13 protein-coding genes and 2 pseudogenes are annotated in these 19,642 nt (G+C 69.4%); 4 read left to right on the plus strand and 11 right to left on the minus strand.

Going from position 1 to position 19,642, the window contains the following annotated elements:
- Positions 1–447: 447 nt before the first annotated feature.
- The 3 genes from ACFQ4O_RS07220 (at position 448) to cobF (ending at position 5,116) form a co-directional block, all read left to right on the plus strand.
- Positions 448–2,448, plus strand: a complete 2,001-nt coding sequence (locus ACFQ4O_RS07220) for a M23 family metallopeptidase (protein ID WP_378775018.1) — start codon at positions 448–450, stop codon at positions 2,446–2,448.
- Positions 2,449–2,497: 49 nt separating this feature from the next.
- Positions 2,498–4,174 carry a thiamine pyrophosphate-binding protein gene (locus ACFQ4O_RS07225; protein ID WP_378775019.1) on the plus strand — a complete coding sequence of 559 codons (1,677 nt, stop codon included), beginning with the start codon at positions 2,498–2,500 and terminating at the stop codon, positions 4,172–4,174.
- Between the two features lie 165 nt (positions 4,175–4,339).
- Complete coding sequence (gene cobF / locus ACFQ4O_RS07230) at positions 4,340–5,116, plus strand: precorrin-6A synthase (deacetylating) (RefSeq protein WP_378775020.1); 777 nt, start codon at positions 4,340–4,342, stop codon at positions 5,114–5,116.
- 157 nt (positions 5,117–5,273) lie between these two features.
- On the opposite strand, the gene ACFQ4O_RS07235 is transcribed toward cobF, so the two are convergent.
- From ACFQ4O_RS07235 to oxc, 3 genes are all read right to left on the minus strand, one after another.
- Entirely contained in the window at positions 5,274–6,206 is a 933-nt protein-coding gene (locus ACFQ4O_RS07235; protein WP_378775021.1) for a methionyl-tRNA formyltransferase, read from the minus strand.
- A 165-nt stretch (positions 6,207–6,371) separates the two neighbouring features.
- Positions 6,372–7,649, minus strand: coding sequence for a formyl-CoA transferase (gene frc / locus ACFQ4O_RS07240; protein ID WP_378775023.1), 1,278 nt, complete (start codon positions 7,647–7,649; stop codon positions 6,372–6,374).
- Positions 7,650–7,825: 176 nt separating this feature from the next.
- On the minus strand, positions 7,826–9,559 hold the full coding sequence (gene oxc / locus ACFQ4O_RS07245; protein WP_378775032.1) for an oxalyl-CoA decarboxylase: 1,734 nt from the start codon (positions 9,557–9,559) through the stop codon (positions 7,826–7,828).
- A 652-nt stretch (positions 9,560–10,211) separates the two neighbouring features.
- Between oxc and oxlT the strand changes: the two genes are divergently transcribed.
- Positions 10,212–11,531: an oxalate/formate MFS antiporter gene (gene oxlT, locus ACFQ4O_RS07250; RefSeq protein ID WP_378775025.1), complete on the plus strand. Its 1,320-nt coding sequence runs from the start codon at positions 10,212–10,214 to the stop codon at positions 11,529–11,531.
- A 171-nt stretch (positions 11,532–11,702) separates the two neighbouring features.
- Here the strand turns inward: oxlT and phoB are convergent, their stop codons facing one another.
- From phoB to ACFQ4O_RS07290, 8 genes and pseudogenes are all read right to left on the minus strand, one after another.
- Positions 11,703–12,404, minus strand: coding sequence for a phosphate regulon transcriptional regulator PhoB (gene phoB, locus ACFQ4O_RS07255; protein WP_378775026.1), 702 nt, complete (start codon positions 12,402–12,404; stop codon positions 11,703–11,705).
- Between the two features lie 4 nt (positions 12,405–12,408).
- A complete protein-coding gene (gene phoU / locus ACFQ4O_RS07260) occupies positions 12,409–13,125 on the minus strand; it encodes a phosphate signaling complex protein PhoU (RefSeq protein WP_378775033.1) in 717 nt (238 codons plus the stop codon).
- Positions 13,126–13,165: 40 nt separating this feature from the next.
- Complete coding sequence (gene pstB / locus ACFQ4O_RS07265; protein WP_378775027.1) at positions 13,166–13,990, minus strand: phosphate ABC transporter ATP-binding protein PstB; 825 nt, start codon at positions 13,988–13,990, stop codon at positions 13,166–13,168.
- 23 nt (positions 13,991–14,013) lie between these two features.
- A pseudogene (gene pstA / locus ACFQ4O_RS07270) lies at positions 14,014–14,817 on the minus strand (phosphate ABC transporter permease PstA); the annotation flags it as partial.
- Between the two features lie 549 nt (positions 14,818–15,366).
- A pseudogene (locus tag ACFQ4O_RS07275) lies at positions 15,367–15,867 on the minus strand (DUF3333 domain-containing protein); the annotation flags it as partial.
- A complete protein-coding gene (gene pstC, locus ACFQ4O_RS07280; RefSeq protein WP_378775028.1) occupies positions 15,860–17,242 on the minus strand; it encodes a phosphate ABC transporter permease subunit PstC in 1,383 nt (460 codons plus the stop codon). The pseudogene ACFQ4O_RS07275 and the gene pstC, both read right to left, overlap by 8 nt.
- Positions 17,243–17,360: 118 nt before the next feature.
- Complete coding sequence (locus ACFQ4O_RS07285) at positions 17,361–18,416, minus strand: PstS family phosphate ABC transporter substrate-binding protein (protein ID WP_378775029.1); 1,056 nt, start codon at positions 18,414–18,416, stop codon at positions 17,361–17,363.
- 243 nt (positions 18,417–18,659) lie between these two features.
- On the minus strand, positions 18,660–19,642 hold a 983-nt coding region (locus tag ACFQ4O_RS07290), incomplete at its 5' end, for an ATP-binding protein (RefSeq protein WP_378775030.1).

Consider the following 19,642-nt stretch of genomic DNA (forward strand, 5'->3'; position numbering starts at 1 on the left):
CGCCCCGTCGTCCGGTGTGGCGCTTTATAGGCAGCACCCCGCCGAGGTGTCAACGCGCCTTTTTCGTTTTTTCCGCCGCTTCGGGCGGCAGCCCTGCCTGGAAACGCGTCCGGGCGCTCAAGAATGAGGCGGTTGGGACCGTCTTAAACGCTCCAGAAAATTGTCATTTCGCGGTCATGGCGCCGTGGGTCGGGAGACCGAGGGCCCCGGCGCCCGGATCGGCCGGCTTTACGCGCGCGCCACGCCCGAGCGCGTCCAGATCGTTGATTTCGCAGGCTCTTTTGCGACGCCCCATTTGAGCCGCACTGGTCGCGAATCCCTGTCGCGGACGAACGCAGGCGGAAAACACGCGCCGGCCGCGCCCCGCCATTGGCGTTTGGGGGCGCCGGAGGGTAGCTTGCCCTGCGTTCTTAACGTTCGCTTCACAGATCGAGGCCGCCCGACCACGTGTCCGCCCGTCGCGCTCATCGCAGTTCCCCGCAGGCACGGCCGCCGATCGCCCTCGGCGCGGAGCCGCCGCTGCGCGTCGACGGCCAGAGCGACGGCCCGCCGGATCCACGCGCGGTCAGCCTGCGCTGGTTCGTCGGCACGGTGCTGACCGGCATGGCCGGCGCCGGCCTTCTCGGCGGCGCCATCTACTCCACGCTCGAGAGCGAGGCCGGCGTCATCGGTGCGCCCCGGCTGCTGGCCGCTTTGAGGCCGGCGCCGGAAGAGGTCGGTCCCGCCGGCTTCCGCAAAGGCGACCGTCTGGCGCCGGAGGCCGAGTCGGTGTCCGCCCGCGCGCTCATCCGCGTCAGCGCCAGTTCCCGGCACGGCGACCGCGAGGTGGTGAAGATGCGCCCCTTCGTGCGCGTCAGCGCCACGCTCGCGCAGGCGCCGACCGATCGCGCCGGCGACGTTCCGGCGTTCGATCCGCTAAAAGTCCAGCAGGCGGCGGACAAGAACCCGCAGCCCCAGCCGGAGACGGAGGGCGAAGGCGACCTGTCCTTCGTGGTGAGCGATCTCTCCAAACACACGATCGGCGCCGACGAAGGCCCGACCGTGCCGCCGAGCGAGGTGCGCGCCCGCGTCCGCGAGGCGGCCGCCTTCGAGATCGCCTCGCGCTATTCGGCGGCGACGCAGCTCACCCCCGGCGCCCAGAGCCGCCTCGCCTACGCGCCCGAGCCCAACGCGGGCGGCTTCCCCGCGCCCTTCGGCGCCGAGGACGGCCCGCCGGTCGCCAACGTCACCCTGGTCGCCAAATCCGCGACCGAGCCGCAGACCACCACCGGCCCCGGCGAGCGCATGATCGCCATCGCCGCCGACGGCGCGCTGGAGACCACGCTGGAGCGCGAGGCCGGCGTCCTGCCGCAGGACGCCCGGGCCGTCGCCCAGCGATTCGGCGGGCGCGACGGCTACGGCCTCGCCACCGTGAAGGTCGGGCAGAAGCTGAAAGTGCTGATGGGCCGTTCGGCGGCGCCGGGGCTGAACCGGCTGCAGCCGGTGCGCGTCAGCCTGTTCGAGGCCAACGGCGACCATGTGGGCTCGGTCGCGCTGTCGGACGTGGGCGACTATGTGGCGATCGCGGATGTGGGCGACCTGTCCGACGAGCCGTCGGCGGAGGAGCTCGCCGAAGAGGCCGCCCCCGCCGGCGACGGCCGGATGCGGCTCTACAACGGCCTGTACGAGGCCGCGCTGAAGAATCAGGTTCCGCCCGCGATCATCGACGAGATGGTGCGGATCGTCTCCTACGACGTGGACTTCAACCGCCCGGTGCGCTCCGGCGACAGCTTCGAGGTGTTCTACGCCGCGGACGACGAGACGAACGGCGCGGGCGAGGTGGCCTTCATGGCGCTCACCGTCGGCGGCGAGGCGCGGCGCTTCTATCGTTTCACCACCGAGGACGACGGCGTCGCCGACTACTATGACGAGAGCGGCAAGTCGGCGAAGCAGTTCCTGATGCGCAAGCCCATGAGCGGCGGCGTCATGCGCTCCGGCTTCGGCTTCCGGCGCCATCCGGTGCTCGGCTACTCCAAGATGCACACCGGCGTGGACTGGTCGGCCCCCACCGGCACGCCGATCGTCGCCTCCGGCAACGGCGACGTGGAGAAGGCCGGCTGGTCCAACGGCTATGGCCGGCAGGTGGTGCTGAAGCACGCCAACGGCTACGAGAGCACCTACAACCACATGTCGGGCATCGCCCGCGGCGTCTCGCCCGGCGCGCGGGTGCGGCAGGGCCAGGTGATCGGCTATGTGGGCTCCACCGGCCTCTCCACCGGCGCGCATCTCCATTACGAGGTGCTGATCAACGGCCGCTTCGTCAATCCGATGAAGATCAAGCTGCCGCGCGGCCGCGAGCTGGACGGCGAGACGCTGGCGGGCTTCCAGCGCGAGCGGGAGCGGGTCGACGGCCTGCTCGGACGCGGCCCCGCCACCGCCGCCCGCGCCGCGGTCAGCGAAGGCGGCTGAGTCTCCCCTCCCCCCGGCCGCACGAGCCGCCTGATCCGGACCGACCGCGATGACCGACCTTCGCCCACGCTCCGGCGCCGAGATCCTCGTGGACGCGCTGATCGCGAACGGGCTCGCCACCGGCTTCGGCGTGCCGGGCGAGAGCTACCTCGCCGTGCTCGAGGCCATGCGGGCGGCGGAGGGCGGATTCGATTTCGTGACCTGCCGGCAGGAGGGCGGCGCCGCGATGATGGCCGACGCCTGGGGGCGGCTGTCGGGCCGGCCGGGCCTGTGCTTCGTCACCCGCGGCCCCGGCGCGACCAACGCCATGAGCGGACTGCATGTGGCGCGGCAGGATTCCAACCCGCTGCTGCTGTTCGTGGGGCAGGTGGCGCGGCGGTTTCGCGGGCGGGAGGCGTTTCAGGAGCTGGACCTCGCCGCCGTGTTCGGCTCGATCGCCAAATGGGTGGTGGAGATCGACGACGCGGCGCGCATCCCGGAGCTTATCGCGCGGGCGATCCGAACCGCGACGCAAGGGCGCCCCGGCCCGGTGGTGATCGGCCTGCCCGAGGACATGCTGGCGGATGTGGCGACCGTTCCGGACGCGGCGCCCGTCGCGCCCGCGGAAAGCTGGCCGGGCCTCGCCGACATGGCCCAGCTTCAGAAGCTGCTCTGGGCGGCGCGGCGGCCGATCGCGATCGTGGGCGGCGGGCGCTGGTCGGCGAAGGGGGTCCAGAGCCTCGCCCGATTTGCGGACCGGTTCCGGCTGCCGGTCGCCACCACCTTCCGCCGCCAGATGCTGTTTCCGGCCGACCATCCGTCGGCCGCGGGCGACCTCGGCATCGCGCCCAACCCGAAGCTCGTGGCGCGGGTGAGGGACGCCGATCTCGTGCTGCTGATCGGCGACCGGCTGAGCGAGGTTCCCTCGCAAGGCTACGAGCTGCTGGACATTCCCTCCCCCCGGCAGACGCTGGTCCATGTCCATCCCGATCCGGAGGAGATCGGCCGGGTCTACCAGCCGGCGCTCGGAATCGTGGCCTCGCCCGCGGCCTTCGCCGCCACGCTCGAAGGGGTTCAGCCGCCAAATGCGCTGCCGTGGGAGGGGCAGACCGAGGCGGCCCATGCGGACTATCTCGCCTGGTCGGAGACCGTTCCCCCCCATCCGGGCGCGGTCCAGATGGCCGAGGTGATGGCGGCTCTGCGCGCGCTGCCGCCGGAGACGGTGATCTGCAACGGCGCCGGCAACTATTGCGGCTGGCTGCACCGCTTCCACCGCGTCACCCGTTACGGCGTCCAGGCCGCGCCGGCCTCCGGCTCCATGGGCTACGGCCTGCCGGCGGCGATCGCGGCGAAGCGGCTCGATCCGGAGCGGGAGGTGGTGGCGCTCGCCGGCGACGGCTGTTTCCTGATGACCGGGCAGGAGCTCTCCACCGCCGTGCAGCACGACCTCGCGGTGGTGGTCATCGTGATCGACAACGGCCAGTACGGCACCATCCGCATGCATCAGGAGCGGGCCTATCCCGGCCGGCCCTTCGGCACGGCGCTCGCCAGTCCCGACTTCGCCGCGCTCGCCCGCGCCTATGGCGCGGAGGCGTTCTCGGTCACGCAGGCCGGCGCGTTCGCCCCCGCCTTCGCGGCGGCGCGGGCCTCGGAACGCCCGGCGCTGATCCATGTGACGCTCGATCCCGAGGCGCTCAGCCCCACCGCGACGGTCGCAGGTTTGAGGGCGCTGGCCGCACGCGACTGACGAAGCCGCGTGCGCCGGCCCGCCGAAGCGGCTAAAGCCTGATCCGCTTAAAAATGAGCGCGCATGCGCGCCCTGTCCCCCTCCCCCTCGCGGGGAGGGGTTTACGGGTGAGGGCGGCGCAGAACAAAGCGCTCGCCCACGGCGACGTCACGGGAAGGCGGCTCCATGGCCAAGACCATCAAGATCATCGGAATCGGGGCCGGCGATCCGTCCCACGTCACCCTGCAGGCGGTCGAGGCGCTGAACACGGTGGACGTGTTCTTCCTGATGGAGAAGGGCCCGTCCAAGGACGAGCTGCTGGCGCTCCGGCGCGAGGTGTGTCGGCGCTACATCCGGCCGGAGCGGGCCTACCGGTTCGCGGAAGGGACCACGCCCGAGCGCGACCGGGGCGCGGCGGACTATCTCGCCGCCGTCGACGAGCTGAACGACCGCAAGGGCGCCGCGGTGGAGCGGCTGATCGCCGAGGAGATGGCGGACGGCGAATGCGCCGGCTATCTGGCCTGGGGCGATCCCGCGCTTTACGACAGCACGATCCGCATCGTGCGCTCGATCGCGGAGAGCGGACGGCACGACCTCGTGTGGGAGGTGATCCCCGGCGTCAGCAGCCTGCAGGCGCTGACCGCCCGCCATCGGGTGACGCTGAACAGCATCGGCCGCCCGGTGCTGATCACCACCGGGCGCCGGCTCGCGGCCGACGGCTTTCCCGCCGGAACCGACAGCGTGGCGGTGATGCTGGACGCGGAGAACAGTTTTCTGGCGTTCCGGGACGACCCGTCCGTCGAGATCTACTGGGGCGCCTATGTGGGGGCCGCGAACGAAATCCTGATCGCGGGCCGGGTCGGCGAGGTCGCCGACGAGATCGTGCGCCGCCGGGCCGAGGCTCGCGCCGCGAACGGCTGGATCATGGACAGCTATCTGCTGCGGCGGACCGGGCAGGCTTAAGGCCGACACCCGCACACCGTCATGCCCGCCGTATGGCGGGCATCCACGACTTGGACGCCGGGGTTTTCGCCTAAGGGAAGTCGTGGATGCCCGAGACGAGCTCGGGCATGACGGGAATGCGTTTGTTACGCGCGGGCTCCGCTCCCGGACGCCCGGGTCACACGCCGAAGCGCGCGCCGACGGCGAGGCTGGACGACGCGGCGTGCTCGCCGGCCGCGAGCTTCGCGCCGCCCTCGGGCTGCACGCGGGTGATCAGGAAGCGGCCGTCGGCGCAGACCACGGTGATCCCCTCCGGCCCGACCGCGACCACCTCGCCGAGCTTGCCGCCGATGCCCTTCGGGGACTTGGCCGGCAGCGGCGTGGCGTCGAGCACCTTCAGGATCTGGCCGTCGAGCGTCGTCCAGGCGCCGGGCGAGGGATTGCAGCCGCGGATCAGCCGGTCGATCTGCTCCCACGGCCTGCCCCAGTCGATGCGGGCGGTGTCCTTGCGGCACAGGCCCTCATAGGTCGCCTTGTCCTCGTCCTGGGGGATGCGGGGCGCCTGACCGGCCTTCACCAGATCGACCGCCTCGAGCATGGCCTCGACGCCAAGCGGGAACAGCCGGTCGAAATAGACCGAGCCCAGCGTGTCCTTCGGGCCGATGGGCGTGGTCTTCTGGAGCAGCACGTCGCCGGTGTCGAGGCCGTCGTCGGGCCAGAAGATCGACAGGCCGGTCTCGGTCTCGCCCTTGATGATCGGCCAGTTGATGGCGGAGGCGCCGCGATAGGCCGGCAGCAGCGACGGGTGGTACTGGATCGACCCGAAGGTCGGGATGTTCAGGAAGCTCGACGGCACGAACAGGGTGACGAAGGCCATCACCTGCAGGTCCGGCTTCAGCGCGCGGAACTGCTCCGCCACCTCCTCCGACCGGTAGGAGGCGGGCTGACGCACCTCGAGCCCCGCCTGAAGCGCGGCCTCCTTCAGCGGATCGGCCTTCTGGCCTTCTTTCTCGGGCGCCACATAGACCGCGACGACGTTCTCGCCGCGCGCGAGCAGCGCCTCAAGCACCGCCTTGCCGAAAGCCTGCTGGCCGTGAACCACGATGCGCATGCGCTTGTCCTCCCAGAGGTCGTTCTGTCCGGAGCGCGCAAGGACGCCGACGAACGCCGCGCGGTCCATATCATAAAAAAACCGCCCGCCGGGGGGTCACGTCGGGGGCGCGGGGCGCGCGTCCCTTTCGTGACCCGCCGGACGGGCGGGCCGCAAGGAGCGGTGTTATTCGGCTGCGAGCTTCTGGATGACGCCGACGGCGCCCGAACCCTCGATCTCGGAGATCTCGGCGTCGGAGTAGCCCAGCACGTCACGCAGGATTTCGTCGGTGTGCTCGCCCAGCAGCGGGGAGCGCTCGACCTCGACCGGGCTGCCCGAGAGCTTGATCGGGCTGCCGACCGAGACGTATTCGCCGCGGGTCGGATGATCGACCTTCACCAGCGTGCCGGTGTCGTACAGACCCTCGTCCTCGATGATCTCCTTCATGGAGAGGATCGGGCCGCAGGGAATGTCGAACTTGTTCAGGATGTCCATGGCCTCGAACTTGGTCTTGGTCATGGTCCAGGCTTCGATGCGCGTGAAGATCTCGTTGAGATGCGGCAGGCGCGCCTTGGGCGTGGCGTAGTTCGGATCGGTCTTCCAGGTGGGCTCGCCGATCACGTCGCAGATCTTCTCCCAGACCGGGGCCTGGGTGATGAAGTACAGATAGGCGTTGGCGTCGTGCTCCCAGCCCTTGCACTTCAGGATGCGGCCCGGCTGGCCGCCGCCGGAGTCGTTGCCGGCGCGAGGGACGTACTCGTCGAAGTCGATCCCTTCGCCGAACTGGCTGTACTCGCGCAGCGGGCCGTGCGCCAGACGCTGCTGGTCGCGCAGCTTCACGCGGCAGAGGTTCAGCACCGAGTCCTGCATGGCGCAGTCCACCTTCTGGCCGCGGCCGGAATGGGTGCGGTGGAACAGGGCGGTGACGATGCCGAGCGCCAGATGCAGGCCGGTGCCGCTGTCGCCGATCTGGGCGCCGGTCACCATCGGGATGCCGTCGCGGAAGCCGGTGGTGGAGGCGGAGCCGCCGGCGCACTGCGCGACGTTCTCATAGACCTTGCAGTCCTGGTAGCGGCCGGGGCCGAAGCCCTTCACGGAGGCCAGGATCATGCGCGGGTTGACCTCCTGGATCTTCTCCCAGGTCAGGCCCATGCGGTCGAGCGCGCCCGGCGCGAAGTTCTCGACCAGCACGTCGCATTCCTTCACGAGGCGCCAGAGCACTTCCTTGCCCTTGGCGTTCTTGCTGTCCAGCGTGATGGAGCGCTTGTTGTGGTTCAGCATCGTGAAATAGAGGCTGTCCACATCGGGAATGTCCTGGAGCTGCAGACGCGTGGCGTCGCCGGCGCCGGGACGCTCGACCTTGATCACGTCAGCGCCGAACCAGGCGAGAAGCTGGGTGCAGGTCGGGCCCGACTGGACATGGGTGAAGTCCAGCACGCGGACGCCTTCGAGAGCCTTGCTCATATCGCTCCAATCCTTCCGGAAGCCCCTGGCCACGGGCTCGTCACGAGCCTGCGGCGTCTTGATCCCCGCCTCCTTGACGGCGCGACGGGGCCGCCGTCAAGGAGGGTTGTGGCATTACTTATACATGAAACCCGTCCGCCGCCGCCCTATCCCTTGGTCGGCGGCGGATCGTCGCTTCACTTCTTCTTCTTGACCACGCTCTGGGGATTGAGGCTGCCGATGTTGCCGCTCTCGCTGCCGGCTTCCGGGTCGATCTCGGCGTTGATCAGCGTGGGCTTGCCGGAGTCCATGGCGGCGTCCACCGCGCGCTTCAGCTCGTCCGGGGTCGTCACGTTCACGCCGACGCCGCCGAAGGCCTCCATCATCTTGTCGTAGCGCGAGCCCGGAACGAACACGGTGGTGCCGGGATCGCGGCCGGTCGGGTCGACGTCGGTGCCGCGATAGATGCCGTTGTTGTTGAAGATCACGATGCACACCGGGAGATTGTACCGGCAGATCGTCTCAACTTCCATGCCCGAGAAGCCGAAGGCCGAGTCGCCCTCGACCGCCAGCACCGGCTTGCCGGTCTCGACCGCGGCGGCGATGGCGAAGCCCATGCCGATGCCCATCACGCCCCAGGTGCCCACGTCCAGGCGCTTGCGCGGCTGGTACATGTCGATGACGCCGCGGGCGAGATCGAGCGTGTTGGCGCCCTCGTTCACCAGGATCGCGTCGGGGCGCTCCTTGATCACGTCGCGCAGCGCGCGCAGCGCGCCGTGGAAGTCCATGGGCGCGGCGTTCTTGCCGAGCTTCGCCGCCATCTTGGCGATGTTGGCGTCCTTCTTGGCGTTGATGGTCGAGGTCCAGTCGGCGGGCACGCCCGGCCAGCTGGAGTCGATGCCGGCGAGCAGCGTCTTCACCACCGAGCCGATGTCGCCCACGAGCGGGGCCGCGATCTCGACGTTGGAGTCCATCTCGCGCGGCTCGATGTCCACCTGGATGAACTTCTTGGAGCCGGGCTCGCCCCACTGCTTGCCCTTGCCGTGGCTGAGCAGCCAGTTGAGGCGGGCGCCGAGCAGCAGCACCACGTCCGAGTCCTTCAGCACGGTCGAGCGCGCCGCGCCGGCCGAGAGCGGATGGGTGTCGGGCAGCAGGCCCTTGGCCATGCTCATGGGGATGTAGGGGATGCCCGAGCGCTCCACGAGCTCGCGGATCTCGTCGTCGGCCTGGGCGTAGGCCGCGCCCTTGCCGAGGATGATGAGCGGACGCTTGGCGCCCTTCAGCAGGTCGAGCGCGCGCTTGACCGCCGACGGGGCCGGGATCTGCTCGGGGGCCGCGTCGATCACCTTGACCAGCGAGCGCTCGCCCTTGGCGGCGTCGATCACCTGGGAGAACAGCTTGGCCGGCAGGTCGAGATAGACGCCGCCCGGACGGCCCGAGACCGCGGCGCGGATGGCGCGGGCGACGCCGATGCCGATGTCCTCGGCGTGCAGCACGCGGAAGGCCGCCTTGCACAGCGGCTTGGCGATGGCGAGCTGGTCCATCTCCTCGTAGTCGCCCTGCTGCAGGTCGACGATCTCACGCTCGGACGAGCCGGAGATCAGGATCATGGGGAAGCAGTTGGTGGTGGCGTTGGCGAGCGCGGTCAGGCCGTTCAGGAAGCCCGGCGCGGACACCGTGAGGCAGACGCCCGGCTTCTTGGTCAGGAAGCCCGCGATCGCGGCGGCGTTGCCGGCGTTCTGCTCGTGGCGGAACGAGATGACGCGGATGCCTTCCGCCTGCGCCATGCGGCCGAGGTCGGTGATCGGAATGCCCGGCACGCCGTAGATGGTCTCGATGCCGTTCAGCTTCAGGGCGTCGATGACGAGATGGAAGCCGTCGGTGAGCTCGGGCTCGACGTCGATCTGCGGATCGCGCACGGGCGCGGCCATCTGTTCTTCAGGCATGGTTTCGATCTTCAGTGCGGCGCTCGACATGGGCGTTATCCTCCAGATTTCTTTTTTGCTTTTTGCGGCTCATCCGGAGGCGCGCTCCGGACGGCGTCCGGACGGCTTCCGCGGCCTTGGATTCGCGGGTGACGTGGGCTCTTCGGCCCCTTGGCCTTCCCTTTCCGCGCCGGCGGCGCGTTCGCGACCGCGAAGGTCGCGCGCTTTGGTCGCAGCGCCCGCCGTCGCTCCAGCCGGACGCGCCGGCTCTTCGATCGCCGGAAATCTGGCATGCCAGATACAAGGCTGTCAACGAAACCTCGCGATCCGCGCCGGCCGATTTTTGCTGCGACGCAAGAAGCTCTTCGGTTTTTGCGGGGCTCGCGCCGGAGCGATAGGCATTTTGGTATGCCACATGCCAATGAGGCTCATACTTTCGACCTATGCTTGCGGCGCCTGCGGAACGCCTTTGTGCGACGTTATGCCCTCGTCTCCTTAGCCCTCGGTCCGCGGCGGATCGGCGATGTGCGGCGCAGCATAAAACATCGCCTACAACTTTCGTCGCTTGCCTTATTGGCATTCCGAATACCAGTATAACAAATCCGTGAGTGGTCCGTGATGACCGGTCGCGCAACAAAACAAATCACGAGGGTAGGAAATGCACTCTGCGCTTGAGGCCGGCGATCCCGGCCACCGCGTCAGCGACGCCTATCGCTGGACGCAACTCGCCGTCGGCGTCATCTGCATGGTGATGATCGCCAACCTGCAATACGGCTGGACGTTCTTCGTTCCCGACATTCAGGCCAAGTTCGGCTGGGACCGCGCCGCGATCCAGTGGGCCTTCACGCTGTTCGTCCTGTTCGAGACCTGGCTGGTGCCGGTCGAGGGCTGGTTCGTGGACAAGTACGGCCCGCTGGTCGTGGTCGCCTTCGGCGGCGTGCTCTGCGGCGTCGGCTGGGTCGTGAACGGCTACGCCACCTCGCTGACCGGCTTCTACGTGGGCCAGATCATCGCCGGCGTCGGCGCAGGCGCGGTCTACGGCACCTGCGTCGGCAACGCGCTGAAGTGGTTCCCCGACAAGCGCGGCCTCGCCGCCGGCATCACCGCCGCGGGCTTCGGCGCGGGCGCGGCGCTGACCGTGGCGCCGATCCAGTCCATGATCGCCAATTCCGGCTACCAGGCCGCCTTCATCTGGTTCGGCATCGGTCAGGCCGTGGTGATCTGCGTGATGTCGATGCTGCTGCGCGCGCCCAAGGCCGGCCAGACGCCGGGCGTCGCCGTCAACGCCGCCAACATCCAGAGCCGCCGCAACTACGGCCCGTCCGAGGTCGTGCGTCAGCCGATCTTCTGGCTGATGTACTTCATGTTCGTCATCGTCGGCGCCGGCGGCCTGATGATCACCGCCAACCTGAAGCCGATCGCCGCCGACCTGCACATCGACAAGGTGCCGGTGACCCTGCTCGGCCTCACCATGACGGTCGTCACCTTCTCCGCCACCATCGACCGCGTGCTGAACGGCCTCACCCGTCCGTTCTTCGGCTGGGTGTCCGACAAGATCGGCCGCGAGAACACCATGTTCGTCGCCTTCGCCATGGAAGGCATCGGCATCTACATGCTCTACCTCTGGGGCCACGACCCGCTGTGGTTCGTGCTGCTCTCGGGCTTCGTGTTCTTCGCCTGGGGCGAGATCTACTCCCTGTTCCCGGCCACCTGCACCGACACGTTCGGCTCCAAGTTCGCCGCCACCAACGCGGGCATGCTCTACACCGCCAAGGGCACGGCCGCGCTGCTGGTGCCGGTCGCGAACTACGTGCAGCAGGGCCAGGGCTCCTGGGACGGCGTGTTCCTGATCGCCGCCGGCGCCAACATCCTCGCCTCCGTGCTCGCCATCGTGGTGCTGAAGCCCTGGCGCCTGCGCGTCGTGGCCGGGGCCAAGGCCGATGCGCCCGCCCCCGCCCACGCGGCGCCTGCGGAGTAAGTTCGCCGCGAACCTGACGGGGTCGCGCTCCCATCGCCCCGTCCGCGGCCACTCAGCCCCCGGCGCGCCCTCGCGCCGGGGGCTTTTTCATGCGCCGAAACGCACGACGCCCCGGACCGTCATCGGGTCCGGGGCGTCGCGGCGTGAGGTGAGGTCAGGCGCCCCCTGACCTCACTGGGTGCGGGCGAAGGTCTCGTCGAACGAGTAACCCGCGCCGCGCACGGTGCGGATCGGATCGAGCTGACGCCCGCGATTGATGGCCTTGCGCAGCCGGCCCACATGCACGTCGACGGTGCGCTCGTCGATGTAGACGTCGTGGCCCCAGACCCCGTCCAGCAGCTGCTCGCGGGAGAACACCCGCCCGGCCGACTGCATCAGGAACTCCAGCAGCTTGAACTCCGTCGGCCCGAGATGGATCTCGCGCGACTGCCGATGCACCCGGTGCGACTGGCGGTCGAGCTCGATGTCGCCGGCCTTCAGCACGGTCGCCACATGCTCGGGCTTGGCCCGGCGCAGCAGCGCGCGCACCCGCGCCACCAGCTCCGGCACCGAGAACGGCTTGACCACATAGTCGTCCGCGCCGGTGGCGAGGCCGCGCACGCGCTCGGCCTCCTCGCCGCGCGCGGTCAGCATGATGATGGGCAGGCGTTCGGTCTCGGGCCGGGTCCGCAGCCGGCGGCACAGCTCGATGCCCGACAGCCCCGGCAGCATCCAGTCGAGCAGGATCAGGTCCGGCGTCCACTCCCGCAGCCGCGTCTCGGCCTCGTCGCCGCGGGCCACCGCCTCCACGGCGTAGCCCTCGGCTTCGAGGTTGTAGCGGAGGAGGAGCGTCAGCGGCTCCTCGTCCTCGACGATCATCACGCGTGGCGTCATCGGCTCAACCCGGTGTGAACTCGATCTTGGTCGAGCTCGAGGTGTCGCCCTTCGGGCGGTCTTCCGTCAGCGGAACGCCGTTGACCAAATAATAGATGGTCTCCGCGATGTTGGTGGCGTGGTCGCCGATGCGCTCCACGTTCTTCGCGCAGAACAGAAGATGCGCGCAGAAGCCGATGTTGCGCGGATCCTCCATCATGTAGGTCAGCAGCTCGCGGAACAGCGAGGTGTAGAGCTGGTCGATCTCGCCGTCCCGGTTCCAGACCTCGAGCGCGCGCGTCTCGTCGCGCTGGGTGTAGGCGTCGAGCACCTCCTTCAGCTGTCCGAGCGTCAGGTTGGCGATGTGCGCCACGCCGTGGGCGAGCTTCGGCGGCTGGAACTGGCCGTCGAGCGCGATGACGCGCTTGGCGATGTTCTTGGCGAGGTCGCCGATGCGCTCCAGATCGTTGGCGATGCGCAGCGACGCCACCACCTCGCGCAGGTCGATGGCGACCGGCGCGCGCTTGGCGATGGTGAGGATGGCGCGCTCCTCGATCTCCTGCTGGAGGCGGTCGATGGAGCGGTCCCAGTCGATCACCCGGCGGGCGAGCGGGCTGTCGCGGGTGAGCAGCGCGTCGACGGATTCCGCGACGAGCTTCTCGCACAGGCCGCCCATCTCCGCGAGCTTGTCGCCAAGCTCCTTGAGGTCGGCGTCGAAGGCGCTGACGATGTGGTCGGGCATGGTGGTGGTGGTCATGTGGGTGTCTCCCCTCCCGTCCCGGTCAGCCGAAGCGGCCCGTGATGTAGTCCTGGGTGCGGCGGTCGTTCGGGCTGGTGAAGATCTGCTCGGTCGGACCGGTCTCGACGATGACGCCGAGGTGGAAGAACGCCGTGCGCTGGGACACGCGCGCCGCCTGCTGCATGGAATGCGTCACGATCACGATCGTGAAGTTCTGGCGCAGCTCGTCGATCAGCTCCTCGATCTTGGCAGTCGCGATGGGGTCGAGCGCCGAGCAGGGCTCGTCCATCAGGATCACCTCGGGGCTCACCGCGATGGCGCGGGCGATGCACAGGCGCTGCTGCTGGCCGCCGGAAAGGCCGGTGCCGCCGTCGTTGAGGCGGTCCTTCACCTCGTTCCAGAGGCTCGCCTTGCGCAGGCTGTCCTCGACGATCTCGTCCATCTCCGCCTTGGAGCGGGCGAGGCCGTGGATGCGCGGGCCGTAGGCCACGTTCTCGTAGATCGACTTCGGGAACGGGTTCGGCTTCTGGAACACCATGCCGACCCGGGCGCGCAGCTGCACCACGTCGAGGGCGGAGTCGTAGATGTCATAGTCGTCGATGGTGATCTTGCCGGTGACCCGGCAGATCGAGATCGTGTCGTTCATGCGGTTGATGCAGCGCAGGAACGTGGACTTGCCGCAGCCGGACGGGCCGATGAAGGCCGTGACCGACCGCTCGGCCATGTCGATGGAGACGTCCTTCAGGGCGTGCTTGTCGCCGTAATAGACGTTCACGTTGCGGGCGGAGATCTTGGCGGCGCCGCCAAGATCGGCGGAGGGCGCGCTCTGGCTCTGGCTCTGGGCCGGGGCGGTCACGTTGGCGTTCATGGTCGACACTCCTTCGGTCACGCTCACCACCGCCGCTCGAAGCGTTTGCGCAGCAGGATCGCAAGTCCGTTCATGAGGAAGAGGAACATCAGCAGCACGATGATGGCCGCCGAGGTCTTGGCCTGGAACGCGACCTCGGGCAGGTCGGACCAGAGATAGATCTGCACCGGCAGCACCGTCGTCGCCGAGGACAGGCTCGTCGGCACGTCCACGATGAAGGCCACCATGCCGATCAGCAGCAGCGGCGCGGTCTCGCCCAGGGCGTGGGCCATGCCGATGATGGTGCCGGTCATGATGCCGGGCATCGCCAGCGGCAGGGTGTGGTGGAACACCGCCTGCTGGTGCGAGGCGCCGACGCCGAGCGCGGCCTCGCGGATCGAGGGCGGCACGGCCTTCAGCGCGGCGCGGCTCGCGATGATGATCGTGGGCAGCACCAGCAGGGCGAGCACGAAGCCGCCGACCACCGCGGAGGACCGCGGCATGCCGAAGAAGTTCAGGAACACCGCGAGGCCGAGCAGACCGTAGACGATGGAGGGCACCGCCGCGAGGTTGTTGATGTTGATCTCGATGATGTCCGTGATCCGGTTCTTCGGAGCGAACTCCTCGAGATAGATCGCGGCGCCGACGCCGACCGGCAGGCAGAGCACGAGCGTGACCGCCATGGTCAGCAGCGAGCCCACCAGCGCGCCGAGCACGCCGGCCTGCTCCGCTTCGCGGGAGTCGCCGGTGGTGAAGAAGCCGGTGTTGAGGCTCGACGTCACCAGACCCTTCTGCTTCAGCGACTCCAGCCAGGCGACCTGCTGGTCGTTGAGCCGGCGGGAATTCTCCGGGGTCTCGTAGATCAGCACCTTCCACTGCCCGGCGGGCGCGGCGTTCTGGGTTTCCAGCGGCACCAGCACCCGGCCCTCGACGCGGTCGGCGGCGAGGCTCGTCACCTTCACGAGGCCGCCGTTGATGGCGACGATCCGGCTCGGCAGCTTCTCGTCCAGCGTCTCCGCGCCGCTCTGGTTCTTGAACCGCGTCTCGAAGTCCGCGGCCTCGCCCGCCAGCGTCTCCATCTGGGAGCGCAGGCTGTCGGCGTCGGAGTCGATCTTGGCGAGCGTGTTGCGGGCGATGGTGACCCGGCTCTCCTCGCCCGAGGCCTGGGCTTCGGCCAGCGCGCGCTCGGCGGCCGGCCGGTCGGCCAGGATGCCGTCGCGCAGGGTCTTCACGCGCTCCACCTCGAAGCGGCGGGAGCGGGCGGTCTCCGACAGGTCGTTCTTGATGTCGGCCAGATCGTCGGAGAAGGCCGGGTTGGACGTGGTGATGGTCACGTCGCCCGTGGTCGCCGAGGCCGTCGCGACGCCCTCTCCGATCTCCTCGGAGACCTTGGTGACGGCGCCCTTGTAGTAGAGGTCGGCGTCGTCGGAGAAGGCGGCGCGCGTCTCGACCGTCTGGCCGATCAGGCGCGGATTGGCCCGCACCTCATCGCGCAGCTCGTCCGCGGCGCCGCTCGACAGCAGGCTGTTGAGCTGGCGGCGCTCGGCGCGCCCCGACACGCCGGGGAACAGCGCCTGATAGGAGGCGCGCACCGCCGCGGTGTAGTCGCCGCGGGCGAGCGAGGCCGCCGACCGGTCGCCGGCCGGATCGACCTGATCGGCCGTCGGCTGCGCCTGCAGCGTCAGGTGGTTGATGGTGAAGGCCGGCGTCGCCTTGATGACGATGTCGGACAGCAGCACGACCAGGAACGCGGCCGAGAACAGGATGGCGGCGATTCCGTAGGCCTTGAAGCGGGCCTCCGCGCGGTAGCGCTTGCGCACCAGGGCGCGGGCGGCCTCCTCGCTGACGGCGCGGCGGCGCGACGGGGATCCGGCGTCGGTTGCGGTCATGTCAGTCATACTGCTCTCGGTACTTCTGCACGATGCGGAGGGCGATGAAGTTCAGGACCAGCGTGAAGAAGAACAGCACGAAGCCCAGCGCGAAGGCGGACAGGGTCTTGGGGCTGTCGAACTCCTGGTCGCCGACCAGCAGCGTCTTGATCTGAACCGTGACGGTCGTGACCGCCTCGAGCGGATTGAAGGTGAGGTTGCCGGCGAGGCCCGCCGCCATCACCACGATCATGGTCTCGCCCACCGCGCGGGAGATGGCGAGCATGAAGGCCGAGACGATGCCCGGCAGCGCCGCCGGCAGGATGACCTTCTTGATGGTCTCCGACTTGGTGGCGCCCATGCCGTAGGAGCCGTCGCGCAGCGACTGCGGCACGGCGTTGATCACGTCGTCGGACAGCGACGACACGAAGGGGATGATCATCACGCCCATCACGAGGCCGGCCGCGAGCGCGCTCTCGGAGGCGACGTGGAGGCCGAGCGTTTCGCCGGTGGCGCGGATGAAGGGCGCGACGGTGAGGGCGGCGAAGAAGCCGAACACCACGGTCGGAACGCCCGCCAGAACCTCGAGCACCGGCTTGACGATCGAACGCACCCGGGGGCTGGCGTATTCGGCCATGTAGATCGCCGAGAACAGGCCGATCGGGCCCGCCACCAGCATGGCGATCAGCATGATCAGCGTGGTGCCGGCGAACAGCGGCACGGCGCCGAAGGTGCCGGAGGCGCCGACCTGATCGGCGCGGATCGCCGTCTGGGGCGACCACTGCAGGCCGAACAGGAAGTCGTACCAGGGATACTTGGAGAAGAAGCGCAGCGTCTCGAACAGCACCGAGAACACGATGCCGACCGTCGTCAGCACCGCCACCGCGGAGCAGGCGAGCAGCAGGACGCCGACCACCTTCTCCACCCGGTTGCGGGCGCGGAAAGCGGGGGAGAGCTGGCGGGCCGCCCAGAAGAAGCCGAGCAGCGCCAGCGCGAAGCCGCCCACCAGCAGCGTCCAGTCGGCGACCATGGTCCAGGTGGCGAGGGTCTCGCCCGCGGCGCGGACGCCGGGCGCCGCGTCGGGGATCTGCCCGCCCTGGGCGAGGGTGGTGATCTCGCGGAGCCGCGCGCCGTAGGTCAGCGGGTCGGTCGGGGCCAGATCCGCCGGCAGGGCGGCGATGGCCTGCGCCTCGACCAGCTTCGGGGCCACCGCCTGCCAGGCGAACAGCCACAGCAGCATGGGGGCGATGGCGGCGACCGCCAGATAGAAGCCGTGATAGCTGGGCAGCGAGTGCATGCGCGCCGCGCCGCCGCCTGCGACCGCGAAGGTCAGGCCGCGCTGGCGGCCGGCGACATAGGCGCCGATCGCGACCAGCGCGATGCCGAGAATGTAGATGAACGTCATCCGCTGAGCGCTCCGCTCGATGCCGGGTCTAAAGTGCGCGCCCGCTCCCGAACCGGAGACGGGCGAACGGCGCCGCGGAGGATCGCCCCGCGGCGCCGTTGATCATGGTCGGTTCGGATCAGGACGCCGGAGCGGAGATCGTCACGAGCTTCTTGGCGGCGTCCTCGGCCTCGTGGGCCTGGGCCTCGGGAAGCGGCACGAGGCCCTTCTCGGACAGGTAGCCCTCTTCGCCCATCGCCTTGTCGGAGGCGTATTCGGCGAGGAACTCCTTGAGGCCCGGGATCACGCCCACATGCTGCTTCTTGAAGTAGACGAACAGCGGGCGGGAGACCTTGTAGGAGCCGTCGGCGATGGCCTCGAAGGTCGGGGCCTTGCCCTCGACGCTCGCGCCCTTGATCTGCGACGCGTTCTCTTCGAGGAACGAGTAGCCGAAGATGCCGACGGCCTTCGGGTTGGCCTCGAGCTTCTGCACGATCAGGTTGTCATTCTCGCCGGCGTCGATGTAGGCGCCGTCCTCGCGGATGGTCTTCCACGCCTTGTCGAAGGCCTTGGAGTCGGACTTCTTGAGCGCGGCGAGGCTCTCGATCTTCTCGGCGCCCTTCTCCATCACCAGCTCGAGGAAGGCGTCACGGGTGCCGGAGGTCGGGGGCGGGCCGAGCACTTCGATCTTCTCGGCCGGCAGCGACGGGTCGATGTCGTTCCAGGCCTTGTAGGGGTTGGCGACCGGCTTGCCGTCCGCGCCCGGCACTTCCTTGGCGAGCGCCAGGAACAGCTGCTGGCGGGTGACCTTGAAGTCCGGGCCCTTCTTGGAGTTGGCGAGCACGATGCCGTCGAAGCCGACCTTCAGCTCGATGATCTCGCTGACGCCGTTCTTGTTGCAGTCGTCGAACTCGGACTTCTTGATGGCGCGCGAGGCGTTCACCGCGTCCGGGTGACCGGCGCCGACGCCGCCGCAGAACAGCTTGAAGCCGCCGCCCGTGCCGGTGGACTCGACCACCGGGGTCTTGAACTGGCCGGCCTTGCCGAACTGCTCGGCGGCCGCGGTGGTGAACGGGTAGACCGTCGAGGAGCCGACGATCCGGATCTGGTCGCGGGACTGGGCGCTGGCGGCGCCGGCCGCGAGCACGCCCGCGAACGCGAGCGCGATGGTGCTGGACATCGTGAAGAGCTTCACGCGCCTCTCCTTCATGTGATCGTCGTTAATGCGCTGTCATCGAAAACGGCGGCGCCGTCGCCGACCGTCATCGCCCTCCGGTCCGTCCCGGGGGGAACGGGGCGGACCCTAGAGGCCCGTCGTCACGCTTCTATGAAACTTGGACGACAGTTGTGTGACACGCGCCTCCCGAGCGCGCGAGGGCTTTTGATCGCCGGATCACACTTTGGTCGGTACGCTTCGGGGGCGCAGCCGAAGGCCGTGTCAGCCCGCCGCCGTCAGGGCCTCGGGCGTCACGGAGGGCGGGCTTTTCGGCGTCGGATCAAGCGTCGCCGTGAACAGGGCGCCCTCGCCGAGCCGGCTCTCGATCGCGAGCTGGCCGCCGTGGCGCTGCAGGATGTGCTTCACCAGCGCGAGGCCGAGCCCGGTGCCGCCGGCCTCGCGGGAGGCCTGGGCGTCGCCGCGGTAGAACCGCTCGGTCAGGCGCGGCAGATGCTCGGGCGCGATGCCGGGGCCGAAGTCCCGCACCGCGATCCGCACCCCCTGCGGCCCCTGCTCGGCCGTGACGGAGGTCTCGACCCGGCCGCCCGCCGCGCCGTATTTCACCGCGTTCTCGATCAGGTTCTCGACCACGCGGATGAGCTCGTCCCGGTCGCCCAGCGCCCAGACCGGCGCGTCCGGCGGCGTGAAGCCCAGCTCCACGTTCCGGTCCCGCGCCAGCGGCGCCATGGCGTCGATGACGGAGCTGACGATGCCGGAGATCTCGACGGCGTCGTCCGGCCGCACGTGGGCCTTGAGCTCGATGCGGGACAGCGACAGCAGATCGTCGATCAGCCGCGACATGCGGCCCGCCTGGGTGCGCATGATCTCGAGGAAGCGCGCGCGGGCCTCCACGTCGTTGCGGGCGGGGCCCTGCAGCGTCTCGATGAAGCCCAGCAGCGAGGCCAGCGGCGTGCGCAGCTCGTGGCTGGCGTTGGCGATGAAGTCGACCCGCATGCGCTCCGACCGGCGCTGCTCGGTCAGGTCGCGCAGCGTCACAACCGCGGCGCCCGCGCCGACCTTGTCGAACACGATCGGCGTCACGCTCACCTCGAACCAGCGCTCGATCGGCACCCGCTCGGCGTAGGACGTGACCATGGGCGCGCGGCCGCCGAGGGCGGCGCGCACCGCGTCCAGAACCTCCGGCGCCCGGAGCGCGAAGGACAGCGGGTCGCCGCTGCGCAGCGCCGGCAGCGTGGCGCGGGCCC

The organism is Methylopila musalis (assembly GCF_042679725.1).
Lineage (GTDB): Bacteria > Pseudomonadota > Alphaproteobacteria > Rhizobiales > Methylopilaceae > Methylopila > Methylopila musalis.

Excerpts from the sequence above, each read along its gene's own strand:
- frc (WP_378775023.1), bottom strand. The coding sequence starts at position 7,649 with ATGAGCAAGGCTCTCGAAGGCGTCCGCGTGCTGGACTTCACCCATGTC.
- ACFQ4O_RS07225 (WP_378775019.1), top strand. The coding sequence starts at position 2,498 with ATGACCGACCTTCGCCCACGCTCCGGCGCCGAGATCCTCGTGGACGCG.
- pstC (WP_378775028.1), bottom strand. The coding sequence starts at position 17,242 with ATGACGTTCATCTACATTCTCGGCATCGCGCTGGTCGCGATCGGCGCC.
- phoB (WP_378775026.1), bottom strand. The coding sequence starts at position 12,404 with ATGACGCCACGCGTGATGATCGTCGAGGACGAGGAGCCGCTGACGCTC.
- phoU (WP_378775033.1), bottom strand. The coding sequence starts at position 13,125 with ATGCCCGACCACATCGTCAGCGCCTTCGACGCCGACCTCAAGGAGCTT.
- cobF (WP_378775020.1), top strand. The coding sequence starts at position 4,340 with ATGGCCAAGACCATCAAGATCATCGGAATCGGGGCCGGCGATCCGTCC.
- ACFQ4O_RS07235 (WP_378775021.1), bottom strand. The coding sequence starts at position 6,206 with ATGCGCATCGTGGTTCACGGCCAGCAGGCTTTCGGCAAGGCGGTGCTT.
- oxlT (WP_378775025.1), top strand. The coding sequence starts at position 10,212 with ATGCACTCTGCGCTTGAGGCCGGCGATCCCGGCCACCGCGTCAGCGAC.
- pstB (WP_378775027.1), bottom strand. The coding sequence starts at position 13,990 with ATGAACGCCAACGTGACCGCCCCGGCCCAGAGCCAGAGCCAGAGCGCG.
- oxc (WP_378775032.1), bottom strand. The coding sequence starts at position 9,559 with ATGGCCGCGCCCGTGCGCGATCCGCAGATCGACGTCGAGCCCGAGCTC.